At 60.3% G+C, this 13164-nt stretch carries 15 protein-coding genes and 1 pseudogene; 7 read left to right on the top strand and 9 right to left on the bottom strand.

Annotated features, from left to right (window positions below):
- Nucleotide 1: 1 nt before the first annotated feature.
- Entirely contained in the window at nt 2–457 is a 456-nt protein-coding gene (locus tag EC912_RS13190; protein WP_132144810.1) for a GNAT family N-acetyltransferase, read from the top strand.
- Between the two features lie 364 nt (nt 458–821).
- A complete protein-coding gene (locus EC912_RS13180; RefSeq protein WP_207906841.1) occupies nt 822–1955 on the top strand; it encodes a sterol desaturase family protein in 1134 nt (377 codons plus the stop codon).
- Nucleotides 1956–2018: 63 nt separating this feature from the next.
- Here EC912_RS13180 and EC912_RS13175 read toward each other — a convergent pair whose 3' ends face one another.
- A complete protein-coding gene (locus tag EC912_RS13175; RefSeq protein ID WP_132144804.1) occupies nt 2019–2975 on the bottom strand; it encodes a quinone oxidoreductase family protein in 957 nt (318 codons plus the stop codon).
- 83 nt (nt 2976–3058) lie between these two features.
- On the opposite strand from EC912_RS13175, the pseudogene EC912_RS19865 reads away from it, so the two are divergent.
- Nucleotides 3059–3462, top strand: a pseudogene (locus EC912_RS19865) (DUF5694 domain-containing protein).
- A gap of 143 nt (nt 3463–3605) precedes the next feature.
- The gene (locus EC912_RS13165) at nt 3606–4004 is read left to right on the top strand and encodes a DUF3224 domain-containing protein (protein WP_132145241.1); all 399 of its coding nucleotides are present in this window, start codon (nt 3606–3608) and stop codon (nt 4002–4004) included.
- 39 nt (nt 4005–4043) lie between these two features.
- Here EC912_RS13165 and EC912_RS13160 read toward each other — a convergent pair whose 3' ends face one another.
- The 7 genes from EC912_RS13160 to EC912_RS13130 all read right to left on the bottom strand — a co-directional run bounded on the left by EC912_RS13160 (nt 4044) and on the right by EC912_RS13130 (nt 9596).
- Complete coding sequence (locus EC912_RS13160) at nt 4044–4700, bottom strand: hypothetical protein (RefSeq protein WP_132144800.1); 657 nt, start codon at nt 4698–4700, stop codon at nt 4044–4046.
- Between the two features lie 2 nt (nt 4701–4702).
- On the bottom strand, nt 4703–5221 hold the full coding sequence (locus tag EC912_RS13155; protein ID WP_132145239.1) for an RNA polymerase sigma factor: 519 nt from the start codon (nt 5219–5221) through the stop codon (nt 4703–4705).
- A gap of 124 nt (nt 5222–5345) precedes the next feature.
- A complete protein-coding gene (locus tag EC912_RS13150) occupies nt 5346–5573 on the bottom strand; it encodes a hypothetical protein (RefSeq protein WP_132144798.1) in 228 nt (75 codons plus the stop codon).
- A 48-nt stretch (nt 5574–5621) separates the two neighbouring features.
- Nucleotides 5622–5921, bottom strand: coding sequence for a protealysin inhibitor emfourin (locus EC912_RS13145; RefSeq protein ID WP_132144796.1), 300 nt, complete (start codon nt 5919–5921; stop codon nt 5622–5624).
- Between the two features lie 14 nt (nt 5922–5935).
- Nucleotides 5936–6811, bottom strand: coding sequence for a M4 family metallopeptidase (locus tag EC912_RS13140; RefSeq protein ID WP_207906840.1), 876 nt, complete (start codon nt 6809–6811; stop codon nt 5936–5938).
- A gap of 190 nt (nt 6812–7001) precedes the next feature.
- Nucleotides 7002–7913, bottom strand: coding sequence for an SGNH/GDSL hydrolase family protein (locus EC912_RS13135; protein WP_132144792.1), 912 nt, complete (start codon nt 7911–7913; stop codon nt 7002–7004).
- A 75-nt stretch (nt 7914–7988) separates the two neighbouring features.
- The gene (locus tag EC912_RS13130) at nt 7989–9596 is read right to left on the bottom strand and encodes an alpha/beta hydrolase (protein ID WP_132144790.1); all 1608 of its coding nucleotides are present in this window, start codon (nt 9594–9596) and stop codon (nt 7989–7991) included.
- Between the two features lie 426 nt (nt 9597–10022).
- Here EC912_RS13130 and EC912_RS19755 point away from each other — a divergent pair, with 426 nt between their 5' ends.
- Both EC912_RS19755 and EC912_RS13125 read left to right on the top strand, forming a co-directional pair.
- On the top strand, nt 10023–10154 hold the full coding sequence (locus tag EC912_RS19755; RefSeq protein ID WP_279389033.1) for a hypothetical protein: 132 nt from the start codon (nt 10023–10025) through the stop codon (nt 10152–10154).
- A gap of 39 nt (nt 10155–10193) precedes the next feature.
- A complete protein-coding gene (locus EC912_RS13125) occupies nt 10194–10709 on the top strand; it encodes a 2'-5' RNA ligase family protein (protein WP_132144788.1) in 516 nt (171 codons plus the stop codon).
- 37 nt (nt 10710–10746) lie between these two features.
- Here the strand turns inward: EC912_RS13125 and EC912_RS13120 are convergent, their stop codons facing one another.
- Complete coding sequence (locus tag EC912_RS13120; RefSeq protein WP_132144786.1) at nt 10747–11373, bottom strand: hypothetical protein; 627 nt, start codon at nt 11371–11373, stop codon at nt 10747–10749.
- A 1069-nt stretch (nt 11374–12442) separates the two neighbouring features.
- On the opposite strand from EC912_RS13120, the gene EC912_RS13115 reads away from it, so the two are divergent.
- Nucleotides 12443–13036: a hypothetical protein gene (locus tag EC912_RS13115; protein WP_132144784.1), complete on the top strand. Its 594-nt coding sequence runs from the start codon at nt 12443–12445 to the stop codon at nt 13034–13036.
- Nucleotides 13037–13164: the final 128 nt, after the last annotated feature.

Here is a 13164-nt window from a genome sequence, read left to right as displayed (position 1 = left end):
CATGGAAATCCGTCTCGACGATCTGACCGGCGACGCTATTGCCGAGTTGCTGAGCGCGCACGTGGAAAGCATGTCGCTGCATTCGCCGCCCGAGAGTATTCACGCGCTGGACCTCGGCGCCCTGCGCAAGCCCGGGATCTCCTTCTGGTCGGTATGGCAGGACGACGAGCTGATGGGCTGCGGCGCCGTCAAGGAGCTCGACCCCATCCATGCGGAAATCAAGTCGATGCGCACCGCACCGCGACATCTTCGCAAGGGCGTCGCTGCATTTCTCATGCAACATATTCTCGACGAAGCCGCGCGTCGCAACTATCGACGACTGAGTCTGGAAACAGGCTCCGCCGAAGCGTTCGTCCCGGCCCATCGTCTGTACGCCAGTTACGGATTCGAACCCTGCGGTCCGTTCGCGGATTATGTGGAAGATCCGTATAGCGTATTCATGTCGAAAACACTCTAGCCGCCAGTCGCACCTCCTGTAGGAGCCCGCTTGCGGGCGAAGGCCAACGGAGCGGCGAAGATGTGGTTTGCATCCGCAGCCAGACCATCGGGCTCGCGGATGTGAGCATCCGTCTTCCTCGCCCTGTTGGCTTTCGCCCGCAAGCGGGCTCCTACAGGACAGAGCGGCATCGGCATTTTATTGCGAGAAAGGTACAGGAAAGGCGCCGGGCTCAACGTTGCCTCCGATCGGCGCGCCAGTGGCCCGCCTGCCATGCCAGCGGTATCCTGATCCCCCCCGGTTCTGGCCGCCCATCGCGCCACGACCTGCCCCATGGCCCGATCCCCCCGCCCTGGCGCGATACGAACTGATAACGGTGCCTGAGATGTTCGAGTTGTGGTCCCACATGATCGGCTGGCTAAGCAGCCATGGCGTGATCCCGCTGTTGACGCTGCTGCACCTGAACGGCCTGGCCGGCGACCCGAACGAGATCTCCGAGGCCGTACTGATCTCGGTACTCCAGGTATCCATCATCGCGTTCGTCTTCCGTCCGCTGGAGACGCTGATCCCTGCGGAAAAATGGACCGATCGCCGCCTCACCCGTGTCGACTACCAGTACACCTTGCTGATGCTGCTCGGCATCTTCCCGATGTTCACCTATCTGGTGCTGACGCCGTTCAACAATTATTTCGGCGGTGGCGACAGCGGCGGCGGTGACGACTCGCTGCTGAGCATCACCCGCTGGGTGCCCGCGCTGAACGACCATCCGCTCGTACTGTTCCTGGTCTATTACGTCATCTACGACCTGGTCTATTACTGGATGCACCGGCTGCAACACGCGCTGCCCTGGTGGTGGGCGCTGCACAGCATGCATCACAGCCAGCGCCAGATGAGTTGCTGGACGAACGACCGCGGCAGTCTGGTGGATGGGTTCCTGCAGTCGATGGTACTGGCCGTGGTCGGCCTGCTTATCGGCGTGGCGCCAAGCGAGTTCGCCTGGCTGATGCTGCTTGGCGAACTGGTGCAGAACTTCTCGCATGCCAACGTGCGCATCGGATTCGGCCCCGTGTTCGACCGCATCTTCGTCGCCCCGAAATTCCATCGGCTGCATCACATGCTCGTCGATCCCACCCGGCCGAACCTGCATAACTGCAACTTCGGCCAGGTCTTCTCCGTGTGGGATGTGCTCTTCCGCACCTCGCTATACGGCGAACCGCCGCGCCAGACCGGCGTCGGCGACCCCATGGTCGACATCGACAACGAGTACGGCCTGATCGGACTGCACTGGTCCGCGTTCAAGCGCTTCTGGGGTGCCGTGCGCACGCCCGCCGGCTGGAAACTGGGCGAAGTCGCCTTCGGGCCGAACTACAAGCCGATTCCCGTCGACCAGTTGGACATGCATGCGCTGGGGCATCACGTGCTGCAGCCGGGTGGTAGCCAAGCGCATCAGGCCGAGGGCGGTATCGAGAACGCTATCGGCGAGAACGCTGCAGAAGCTGCGAAGGTTCCCGCAGGGTAAGCGCCCCTCCCGTCCCGCAGCGTCTCCTTGTTCGGCGTACGGGATTCTTCCAACGCATGCGGATCAGCGCACGAACATAACGACCTTGCCGATCGCGGACCGGCTTTCGATGAACACGTGCCCCTTCGCTCCTTCGCTGAGCGGAAACCTGGCGGCAATCGTCGGCACGACCACACCGCTTCGGATCTGCGCAAAGAGTTCGTCCGCACGCGAACGGCGCACCTGTGCGTCGGTCAGCACGTTCCACAGGTCGCCGCCGGTAAGCGTGAGCGAACGGTCCATCAGAAGGCGTGGATCCACCGGATCGGGGTCGCCGGCCGCCATACCGTAGAAAACGACGGTACCGCCCGTACGGGTCGCCGCGAGGCTTTCCCCCAGCGTCCGGCCGACCGAATCGTAAGTCACGTCGACACCGGCGCCATGGGTCGCTTCGCTGACGCGATCCACGAGCCCTTCGTAACCGACCGCAACCGCCGCGCCCGCATGGCGGGCAGCGTCGCGCTTGGTCTCGGAAGACGCGATGCCGATCACACGAACGCCCTTGGCCACGAGCATCTGAACCAGCAGCAATCCGACGCCACCTGCCGCGGCGTGAACCAGCGCGACCTGCCCCGGCCTCGGATGAAAACTGTCGGTCACCAGGTATTGCGCGGTTAGCCCCTGAAGAAGCACGGCAGCGGCCGTCTCGCACGAGATATCGTCGGGAAGCGGAATGAGCTTGTCGGCATCCACGGCAACGAGTTCGGCGTTCGCGAACGGCATATCGGCAAACCCTATCCGGGTTCCGATGGGATAAGGCCCACCGCTCGACGCGACAACGCCAGCCCCTTCATAACCCAATATCCAGGGAGCCGGACCCGCGAGGTGGTACATGCCGTTACGCCGATAAACGTCGGCGAAATTGAGACCGACGGCTTCCATGCGGACCAGAACCTGTCCCGGGCCGGGCACCGGATCGGCCACGGCGTCCCATCTAAGTACGTCGGCGGTACCGAACCTGTCGAAAATAAGCGCGTGCATGGATGAGCCCGTGGAAGTCGATAGCTACATCTTATGGCACGTGTCGCCCCTAGGGTTGCGCATTCGAAGTCGACCAGATCGGCTTGAGGCTTGCGGCCAAGCTCGGCTTGCCGAAGGTCGACGCGGTCGACTGGAACGAGAACGCGCCGGGCGACGAGAAGAGCTACGACTTTTCAGCCTGGGCCGACGCACACGGGCGTGGCGACGAACTGAAGGCGTTGATAGCGAAAGGTCAGGCGGCGGCGAATGCAGAAGCGGCACGCAAACGATGCCTGCCTGTCGCCGCCTGGATGAGCGAGATCAACTCCCCGGCGTCGCTCGCCGAGTTCGCCGCCTGAAGTTATCGCCGAACGATCGCGCCTTCGTCGTTTACGGCGCGGGGCATGCGCCGCTGCTGCGCAGCTATGCGACGGAATCGGGCGCCTTCACGCTGGTGGACCCGCTGCCGGTTCTCGGGCCGGTTCCGGCGCCATCCTGCCCCGTGTAAATCGCCCGGTCCCGGCGTATAACGCAACAGACCTCGCTGCTGCGCCCAAGGTCCTCATGAACGTCAAAGCCCTGCTCCTGATTGCCCTCATAGTCACGGTTCCCGCGACGGGGATCGCTCAATCCAAGACGGAGACATCTCCCATGCACGCCACCGGCACGTTCGAAGTAAAGGTTGCACCGCAAACGGCCGACAACGCGCCGGCGAAAGCATCGGGACTCGGGCGGCTGTCGCTTGATAAACAATTCCACGGCGAACTGGAAGGCATCGGCCAGGGAGAAATGCTTGCCGCGGGCGGCGGGCAATCCGGCGCTTATGTCGCGCTGGAGAAGGTCACCGGCACGCTGAAGGGGCACAAGGGAAGTTTCATCCTCGTGCATCGTTCGCTGATGGAAAACGGGGCGCCGAAAGAGTGGACCGTCGTGGTAGTTCCGGATTCCGGCACGGAGGGTCTGGCGGGTCTTAGCGGATCGATGAAGATCACCATTACCGGCGGAAAACATTTCTACGATCTCAGTTATACGTTGCCCGAACCCAAGTGACGGTCCCGCTTCAAATATAGCGGTCAGCCGGCTGTGGACTTATTCCTGCTCGAAGCGGGCGATATCGTCGAGCATGCCCTGCACCTTGTTGATGCTGCTGCCTACGCCGCTGTTGCCGAGCGCGCGCTTGAAGCGCTCATGTCCCGGCCGGCGCGACCACCACACGAGGCCATACAGCGCGACGAGCGGGACCATGCTGCTGGCGATCATCCACCACACCACCGACGGCGCGTTCAGCCACAGATCGGCACCCAGCCCCTTGAACAGCACCAGCACGAAGGGAATCCAGACGAGGCACCCGGTGATGCCCATCAGCAGCGCTTCCTTCAGCCGCCATGCGCGCAGGTCCGCCAGACGCTTCTGAATATCGATCACCGGCGCGGCGTAGTCGATGCGGCCCAGCAGATAGAAGTTGCGCGCGGCGGAAAGCACGTACATCAATCCATAGGCATGCAGCAGAAGGCCACACAGCATCAGGTGAAAACTGTTGCGATGCGTGACCCAGAATGGCGCGAACAACAACATCATGCAGGCGCCGAAGACAATCTGGAGAACCAGCCCCCAACGTAGCGGCCGCAGACCGCGCTGTACCTTGTCCAGCCGTTCGCCGCGAAAGATCCGCAGGTTCAGTGCGTGCTGTCGATCGAGCCGGCGGTCAAGCGCCTGCCAGGCGAGTTTCATGTCATCGAGTTCCATGCTCACGCTCCCGCTGCGGTGGTCATCTGCCCGCGCAGATTCTGTTTGATGCGGCTGATCTTGGTCGCTACATTCGTCTCGCTGATGCCGAGGATGTCTGCGATTTCGGTGTAGCTTCGGTCTTCCAGGTACAGCAAGATCAACGCGCGATTGAGCGGATCGAGCTTGCCGATGAAGGCGTATAGCGCGGTGAGCCGCTCGTCGTGTTCGGCGATCGGCTCACCGCCGTCGATGGTGTCCAGGTGATGTTCGTCCAGCGGCTCGAAACGCCCAACGTGTCCTTGCTCCCGTCGTACATGAGAGATGCCGACGTTCAGCGCAATGCGGTACATCCACGTACTGAACTTCGCGCGGCGTTCGTCGTAGCTGGAAAACGAGCGCCATAGCTGCGCGCCGATCTCTTGAGCCAGATCATCGCGATCCGCCGCGTTATGCGCGTAAATGCCAGCAACCTTGAACACGATCTTCTGGTGTTCGCGCAGCTGCTGCTCAAAGCGTTGTTGAAGATTCCGGTCGGCCATCGCGATTCCCACTGTCACTCCATGATTCGCACGGCCGCGGGAAAAATCACAGCGTCTGCCAAAACACGTGGTTCCGGACTCCGTCACGGATGGCCTGATGGGTTTTAGCGGGGCGATGTCGAACTCAAAGCTCCGGCACGTCGCCTATCGACAGCAAAACGACCGGATCGCCCCATTCCCCGGCTTCCGGGTCCGCCGATTGCTCGAAGGCGATGACGCCAAGGCAGGTCTCGGCCAGGCGCTCGGCGCGGCGGCATGCCTCTTCGGCTGTCTTGTAAGCCACGGCGGGCATCGCCACGACCTTGCCGCGCTTTCCCGTTTCGAACCCCTGAACGATGTATTGCGTTTCCATAATGACTCCTTCGTCGCCCCATAGCTTGGCACATCGACGAAGGCATTCTCAGATCAGTTCGTCCTTGACACACTGCACTAATGAAGCGGGAACGTCGCATTCGGGCACATCGATAACTTCTTCCCTACCGACCAGCGTGCGCGAAATGCGATACCTGAAGGTGTCGCGAACTGGCGAGTCATCGCCCTTCGACTGTGGCCCTTTATAGGCATCGAACAGCGCCTCGATCGCTTTTTGATCGTGGGCCGCCAGATCGTTCAGCCCGATCTGTCCCCGGCTCACGATCCGCGAACCAGGTGTCCCGAAGCCCGCCAGGCCTCCGACGCGTTCGACTTTCAGCACGGTCATCAGATTTTCATCCGCTAGAGCCCGACATCCAACCAGGCCTTGTCTACCGCGTTATAGACCGTCACGTCGGCCGGGAAAAGCTTCTTGGCCTGCTCCCGGGTCCTGTTGGCGAAAACTTTCATCTTCATCCGTGGACTTGGCGCGTACGCGGTTAACACCTGGTACCAGATACGACCGGCTTTCTCCCAGCTCTTTCCGCCTATAGCCATGGCCGCCTTGTAAAAGGCGAAGTTCGGGATACCGCTGCTGTAGTGCGGGTCCATGCCAGGCTTGTATGCCGAGTAGTGAGCGGGCTGCGGCGAGAGACAGTGTTTGGCGCCGGGGTCCGACATATCGCGAAGACAAGTAATTCCTTTGGCTATGGCGCCGGGGCCCATGACTGCCTTGCCAATCAGCCAGTCGGCACGTCCCACGGTTTGCGTGCCGCTCCACTGACGGAACATCGAGCCGAACACATCGGACACGCTTTCGTTCAGCCCGCCCGCCTCGTCCGTATAGGACAAATGGGAACTGAATTGCGTCACGCCGTGAGTCAGCTCGTGACAAATAACGTCGTTGCTTTTCGTAAAGTCGAGAAAAATATTGCCGTCGCCGTCGCCATAGACCATCTGCGTGCCATTCCAGAACGCATTGGCGTACTTCACGCCAAAATGGACGGACGATTGCAAGGTCATCCCGAGGCCATCCACCGAATTGCGCCCGAAAACACTCTTGTAGAAATCGGCCACCGCCGTGGTCTGCACGAAAGCGCGCTTCGCGCTTGCATCGGCGGAAGAACCGGGGCTGAGTACCGGCGCACCCGGCAGGCTGGTTCCATTCGCACAATCGAAGACCGTGACCGATGGCGTGGCGGCGACGGTCGCGTTGGCCGACAGCGAGCGGGCCGCCAACGCATTCGCGGTGCACAGAAGAGAACGCACTTTGCGCCAATGGGGCTCGAACTCAGCCGTACTGGAGAAAGTCCGCCGTTCGACGACAGACAGGCTTCTGTCTTTCGAAAGACGTTCGAGAATGTCGCGAGGAACAATGAAGCATTGGCACGTCATAAGACCTCCAAGCTATCCACACCAGGGCATGCCGCTACGGTAACTTTTCCACGAACTTCGCGGTGACGGCGGCGAATCCCTTCTTCGTCGGATGGAGTTCGTTGGCCCACATATCCTTGTAGTCGGTATCGCTAAGCGTAGTTCGCAGATCCACGTGTTCCACATGGCCGAAAGACGTGTCCTTCGTGAGCTGGATCAACATCGTATTGAACCGGTCGATCAACTCGTTGACGAGTGGCTGCCGCTCGCTCATTTTCGCGTAACCCTTCTGACGAAAGCCCGGCTCGAGCCACGGTCCCGGTAAGAGCCAGAAGCCGCCGAGAAATCCTCGTCCATCGGGGACGGCATAACCGTAACCGTGGACGAGAATCGGAATCACCTGTCCCGTAAGTTCGCGGCAGACCTTCGACACCGACGCCAGAATAGTGGCGTAAGCGTTGAACAGGCGCTGGTCGATAATGCCGCTGACCACCGACTCGTTCAGTCCTCTGATGCTCGACGCAGCATGATTCAGGAGCATGGCGAACTCGTCGCCGGCGATATCGTTGCCGCCACCGGATAACAGAATCGCCTTAGGCACGTCGCCACGTGCGACTACCTTCTGAATCCGCCGCGTGAAATCGTCCAGCTGACCGTCGGAATACGCCATGTCTTCGACACGATCGCCGCGTCGCGCTACCGACTCGACATCGTATCCGTACGAATCTTCCAGATCGCTCAACACGTCATGCAACGGATAGTCGAACCACGAATCGCCTTCCGCGACGATGACGCCGACGCTCTGGCCCCCGGCTACCGTCGCGGATCGTTCAACTCCCGCGCTCGCATGGTGCCTTGCAATGACCTTGGCGCGGCTGGCCGCCAGCTTCTTGCGTCGCGCCAAGGTCGTATCCGCCATCGACTCGCCGACTTCGAAGGCTGCCGTGAGGACTCGTTTTGTTGCCATCGGGCTCTCCTTACTCAACGGATGGGCAAATCATAAGCCCGACGGCAATGTCGCGTGGTTAAGATTTCGCCCGGCTTACGGTTTCGGACGCGCCACCCCATACATCTCCCATGCGATCTTCTTCTGCAATGCGTTGCGATCGTCGCCTTCGACGGACAGGTCGAAATGCGTCTTCCCTTCCAGATAGCGGAAGTCGCTCTTCGCATGCAGTCCGTCCAGAACGGCCTGGAACTTGTGCGCCGCACCGTCAAGATAGAACGTATCCGCCGTACCGACGATAAGATGAATCTTGCCGTCCAGATCCTTCTTCAACGACGGCCAGTTCTTCTGCAAGCGCGCCGCTATGTCGTAGTTGTCGTGCCAGTAAGCGACCACCGCGGGATTCACGTTGCCCGTATCGCGGTCGAACATCGGTTCGGGCCGGCCATCCGCGCCACGCGGCGAGAACACCCACTCGAACGAAGCCAGCTGACCGCCATACGGACCGATCACGCGTTCCAGCTTCGCGAATGTTTCGAATGTGGCGATGACCTTGCCCTTATCGCGGATAAGCGGCACGGCGCTACCGTCGGCGCGATGGAACATGTTGGCATTCGGCGCGTACAGATCGACGCCGGTGAAATCGTGGAAGTCGCTCGGATCGGGCGATGTCGACCATGTCCCTCCGAACACGGCGGGATAGCGCGTCTGCAACCACAGCATCGCCCAGCCTCCCGACGAGTGCCCGGTGAGGAACCGCCCGCTCGCCTTGCCGTCCATGCGATAGCGTTTCTCCAGCGTCGGAATCAGCTCTTCGGTAAATGCCTTGCCCCAGGGGCCGTTGTTCACCGAATCGGCGAATTCGTTCGTGCCGGTGGGACTGGACTGATCGACGAAAACCCAGATCATCGGTGGCATCTGCTTCTTGACCATCGCCGCCCAGATCGTCGCCATGTTCACGCCGAACCGGTTGAAGTTGCCGGTATAGCCATGGGTGAAATAAACGACGGGATAGCGTGTCGCAGCCTTCGGGTCGTAGCCCGGCGGTGTGAGTACGCGGGCGCGGATCGACACGGGCCGACCCCAGAACGCACTGAGCGACGGACTGACCAGCGACTCGTCGGCGGCGTGTTTCTGGGCCTCCGGCACGGCGTCGCGGACCTCCTGTGTCGCCCACGCCGGCATCACCCACGGGCCGGTCTTGTCCGGTACCGCTTTCGTCAGTTTCAACGTGGGAATGGCCCCGCCCGGAACGACATGCACGGGCACGACTTCGCTGATGAGATCGCCAGCCTGACGGCCTGTGTAGTTGTAACTGTGATCGACGTCGAGCACCGCCTGGAACAGATAGTCGCCCGCCGGAAGCGTTGAAAACGCACCGGGAAAAGCCACGCCATCCGCATCGACGTCCACGCTCGCGCCCGGCGCAATCTGTGTGATCTCGCGTGCTGCGATGGACACCGACGAAGGCATGAACGGATTCATGTCGACTTCCGTCACGTTACCGTCCTTAGCGCCCTCCTTCGCGGTCGAGGCAAGCGTGGCGAACACCAGAAGGCGACCTGAAGTCGCATGATCCGATGCGCCATCGAGGGTGACGTGAACGATACGGTGCGCGATCGGTGCCTCGTCGGCACGCAACAATGGCGCGCACGTGAGGGTCGTGGCCAGTGCCAGCGCGGGCACGAGCGAACGTAGCTTCATGGATATCCCCTTCGTTGAAGTTTTGTGCCGCATAACGGCACCGCATCGTCCGTGCATTTCCCGTCACGAACGCCTTCCGTCAGACGTAACGTACCGTAGCGGACTCTACGACGATTTTGCTACGGCGACGTACGGCCCGCTGTAGGAGCCCGCTTGCGGGCGAAAGCCAACGGAGCGGTGATGCTGTACGTGACATCCGCAGCCCGTAGATCGGGCTTGCGGAGGAGAGCATCCGTCCTCCTCGCCCTGTTGGCTTTCGCCCGCAAGCGGGCTCCTACAAAAAGCCACGCGGCGCTCGGCGAAACAAAACGGACCTGTACGGAAGCTATCGGCTTTATGAATCGTAGCCATCGGACATCGGCTTCCCGGGTCAACACACCCCCATACGGGCCGTTTTCGGTCCTACCTCGACCGGGAGTGCCTGTTATGAAAAAGCTGATGCTCGCAGCCAGTGTCCTGATGCTTTCCGTCGTGCTCTCCGGCTGCGTGGTCGTCGCACCGCGCGGTGGGTACTACCATCACGGCTACTGGGACCATGGGTACGGCTGGCGTCGTTGATACCGTCGTTGCCCGGCAGGGCTCGCAACGGGAATATGGATGAGTCGTACATTGCTCGCGCTGCTGATACCCGAAGCGGAACCGCTCGTGGATGAGCTGCGTCAGCGTTACGATCCCGCGGCCAGACGGGGCCTCGGCGCGCATGTCACCCTCGTATATCCCTTCCTCGACAGCGAGGCCATTACGGCGGATGTGATGGCCTCGCTGCGACATGTCGTGGCGGGGTACGAAGCACTACGCTTTCGCCTCGAGCGGGTGCGCACCTTTCCTTCGACCATATGGCTCGCACCGACACCCGCCGAACCGATACAGGCGCTCGCGGCATCCATCGAAGAGGCGTTTCCCGTGCGCCCCAGCGCGAGACAATCGTTTCCCGAGTTCGTCCCGCACATCACCGCGGCACGAAATGTCTCCCGCGAGCTTTCCTCTATAACCGGAGTGCTGCAGGAACGACTCGACCGGCTAGGCCCCGTTGCCTGCCACTGCTCGGCTGTGGCATTGATGGAAAGCCGGGATCGTCGCTGGCATCAGATGACGACGCTGGCGCTAAGTTGAACAATAGGCCTTTGTAGGAGCGCGCTTGAGCGGTCTTTTATCCTCCAAGCCCGTGGCGAGCGATACTCGAAACGACGGTCAACACGAAGATCGCGAAAAGCAACGCCGCCACGAATCCTATTTTTACAAGCACGCTAAGTGTCGACGACGATCCAAGTATCGAAACGAATACCCGTAGTACGCCGGTTATCGCGAGAGCCTGCAAAAAAATCGCGCCCAACAGAAACCCACCGTCGGCAGAGTTACGCGCCTCCAACCCAAAGCTGGCGAGCAATATAAGAGAAACGACGAACACACCCAGCCATACCAGCCAGGACCCACTGCGCGCGACGCCGGTGCCGAGGGTGTCGTGGCTAGCTGGAAGCGGTGGCGGCACCTGACCCGTCTCGCCATGCATAGAAGAATCCGCATCGGCCATCGCTTCGGCTCGTTTTCTTGCATCGAGCTCAGGTGCAGGCTCGAGGGTAAGTTCGGCATGAGCCGACAATCCTGGACTGTCGCCTTCGTCCGGCAAAGGGATGCCCCGGCGGCTAAGTTCCGCGCGCGCCAGCGTGACGGCATCGGTATTCAGCTTTCCCGAAGCAAGTCTTGCCAGAATGATTTCACTGGAAGTGTCGCGGAAATACTTGAACAGCGCTTCGTCGATCGGTAATTCCGTGTCCATGCCAGCCCCCTCGCTCGCAATCGATCCGCAGGTCACCCTCATCCCGCGGCGATCATAGTGAACAGGTTCCCGGCCAAAATCCACTGCGCTGAGTTACGACGCGAAGCCTCCTTCCTGTAGGAGCGCGCTCTTACACGAACGATGGCGGACGGTCCGACAGGGCTTTGCCGAAGGCCTCGTTGGGCTTGTCGCCCATCATGAAGGAGAGCGCGTCTCCCCTTGTACGGAATCCAGCTTTTCGTCCACGGCTGCCCGTTCCACGTGACCGACTGGATGTACGGGCGGTCTTCGCCGTTTTCCAACACTGGGGGGCAGAGTATGGCGACTCCCTATGCTGCACTGCCGTTCTTGAGTACTAATCAACATTGGGGAGAACTGAGGCATACCTCTCGAGACGGTACAGAGCGCATATCCCATACCCGCCTGGGCTGACTACTACGCCTTTGCAGGGATAGTGCGTATCGTTGCGCTCAGGGACCGCGAAGCCGCCGTCAACGAATATCCGTTCGACTTGGAGCAACTGATGAAGGGAATACTTAAAGGCTTATAGTTTCAATTGCGCTGTTCTCTCTTTGGGGTATAGCTAACGCCCAATCGGAGAAGGTCACCTACTACACGGATCCGCAAGGTACAGTCCTTGCGAAGACCGACGGCGCTGGCAATATCACTGCTAACGCCGACTATCGGCCATTAATTCATCGCAACAGTGGCAAGAGCAAGGACCAACAAGCACAAGCCAATCGGATCACAGCGGCACCGGCGACGCCGCGCCGGCACTCCCGACTGGACTAGTTGGCGATGCGCCTCGTGCTACGGGTAAGAACGGTGGCGCAGCAGTAGGCACCTCGCTACCCGCGGGCAAGTTCGCCGATACAGTCAAAGATCTTACTGGCGGCTCACTAGGGCAACCTGATAGTCGGGGACGAAGTACAGCACCAAATGGTGTATCCGTGCGTACTGGTGGCACTAGTGGTCCAAGAATCGACGTTCCGGCGGTCGGAACCAAGCCTCCCGAAGTCATTCACTTCCCCCAGGACACCCCCATCCCGGACAATCTGAAGCCCATACCATGAGAAACTGGAAAACATTCATTCCTCAGCGCCAAGACCTCGAAACTTTGGCGAAGCTTCCTCCTGGAAAATTGTTCATCAGCTCCCAAAACAAACCGGCATGGAACAAAGTTTATATTCAAGTTACGGAAGGCAAATGGCTGTCCCTGTCCTGGGATTACGTCGATGTGGAGTTCAAGTTTGAGATCTACTGCCTTTCAATCGCACAACACGCCACGCCTTCTGCCGACGACTTTATTCAGGCTGGCGAAATACCCGATTTTTCGTCTATCAGGTTTCTACTGAAATCAGAGTGGGTACGCCCCGCCAGCTCGAACGAAGTGCCCGATAATTTTGAACAGGTCATAGAAGAGAGCGGCTTGGCAGCGGATGTACCAAGATCGGCATCTGCAGTTGGGACATCACTCCACGGCATTGTCTTCATCAGGCATGACGGCAAGCCGTGTCTCTTGGTCGAAATCGACGAAAGTCAGAGCTATAGCATCCGCACCGTCGAAAACTGCGAAGCTATTGCTGCACTGACAAGTAAGTACGATTCGCTATCCTTTTCAGAAGTACTGGCATGGCACCCACAAAGCGGCGAAGCGTCATGATCTCTGCGTACCGAACTATCGCAGTTACGCACTGCTCGATGAGCAGGCCGTAAAAAAATGATTGCCGCCGCCTGTGGCGCATTGGCCGCTCGACTTTTACAACAGACATACCTTCCCTCAATAGCGAC

The organism is Luteibacter rhizovicinus (assembly GCF_004342265.1).
In the GTDB taxonomy this organism is placed as follows: Bacteria; Pseudomonadota; Gammaproteobacteria; order Xanthomonadales; family Rhodanobacteraceae; genus Luteibacter; species Luteibacter rhizovicinus_B.
Note: the sequence above shows the minus strand (reverse complement) of the source record. Positions and strands in the feature narration are given on the sequence as shown.

Bases quoted from the DNA above. Each gene is read 5' to 3' on its own strand.
- EC912_RS13180 (WP_207906841.1), top strand. From the start codon at position 822: ATGTTCGAGTTGTGGTCCCACATGATCGGCTGGCTAAGCAGCCATGGC.
- EC912_RS13165 (WP_132145241.1), top strand. From the start codon at position 3,606: ATGCACGCCACCGGCACGTTCGAAGTAAAGGTTGCACCGCAAACGGCC.
- EC912_RS13135 (WP_132144792.1), bottom strand. From the start codon at position 7,913: ATGGCAACAAAACGAGTCCTCACGGCAGCCTTCGAAGTCGGCGAGTCG.
- EC912_RS13160 (WP_132144800.1), bottom strand. From the start codon at position 4,700: ATGGAACTCGATGACATGAAACTCGCCTGGCAGGCGCTTGACCGCCGG.
- EC912_RS13150 (WP_132144798.1), bottom strand. From the start codon at position 5,573: ATGGAAACGCAATACATCGTTCAGGGGTTCGAAACGGGAAAGCGCGGC.
- EC912_RS13175 (WP_132144804.1), bottom strand. From the start codon at position 2,975: ATGCACGCGCTTATTTTCGACAGGTTCGGTACCGCCGACGTACTTAGA.
- EC912_RS19755 (WP_279389033.1), top strand. From the start codon at position 10,023: ATGAAAAAGCTGATGCTCGCAGCCAGTGTCCTGATGCTTTCCGTCGTG.
- EC912_RS13130 (WP_132144790.1), bottom strand. From the start codon at position 9,596: ATGAAGCTACGTTCGCTCGTGCCCGCGCTGGCACTGGCCACGACCCTC.
- EC912_RS13145 (WP_132144796.1), bottom strand. From the start codon at position 5,921: ATGACCGTGCTGAAAGTCGAACGCGTCGGAGGCCTGGCGGGCTTCGGG.
- EC912_RS13155 (WP_132145239.1), bottom strand. From the start codon at position 5,221: ATGGCCGACCGGAATCTTCAACAACGCTTTGAGCAGCAGCTGCGCGAA.
- EC912_RS13115 (WP_132144784.1), top strand. From the start codon at position 12,443: ATGAGAAACTGGAAAACATTCATTCCTCAGCGCCAAGACCTCGAAACT.
- EC912_RS13190 (WP_132144810.1), top strand. From the start codon at position 2: ATGGAAATCCGTCTCGACGATCTGACCGGCGACGCTATTGCCGAGTTG.
- EC912_RS13120 (WP_132144786.1), bottom strand. From the start codon at position 11,373: ATGGACACGGAATTACCGATCGACGAAGCGCTGTTCAAGTATTTCCGC.
- EC912_RS13125 (WP_132144788.1), top strand. From the start codon at position 10,194: ATGAGTCGTACATTGCTCGCGCTGCTGATACCCGAAGCGGAACCGCTC.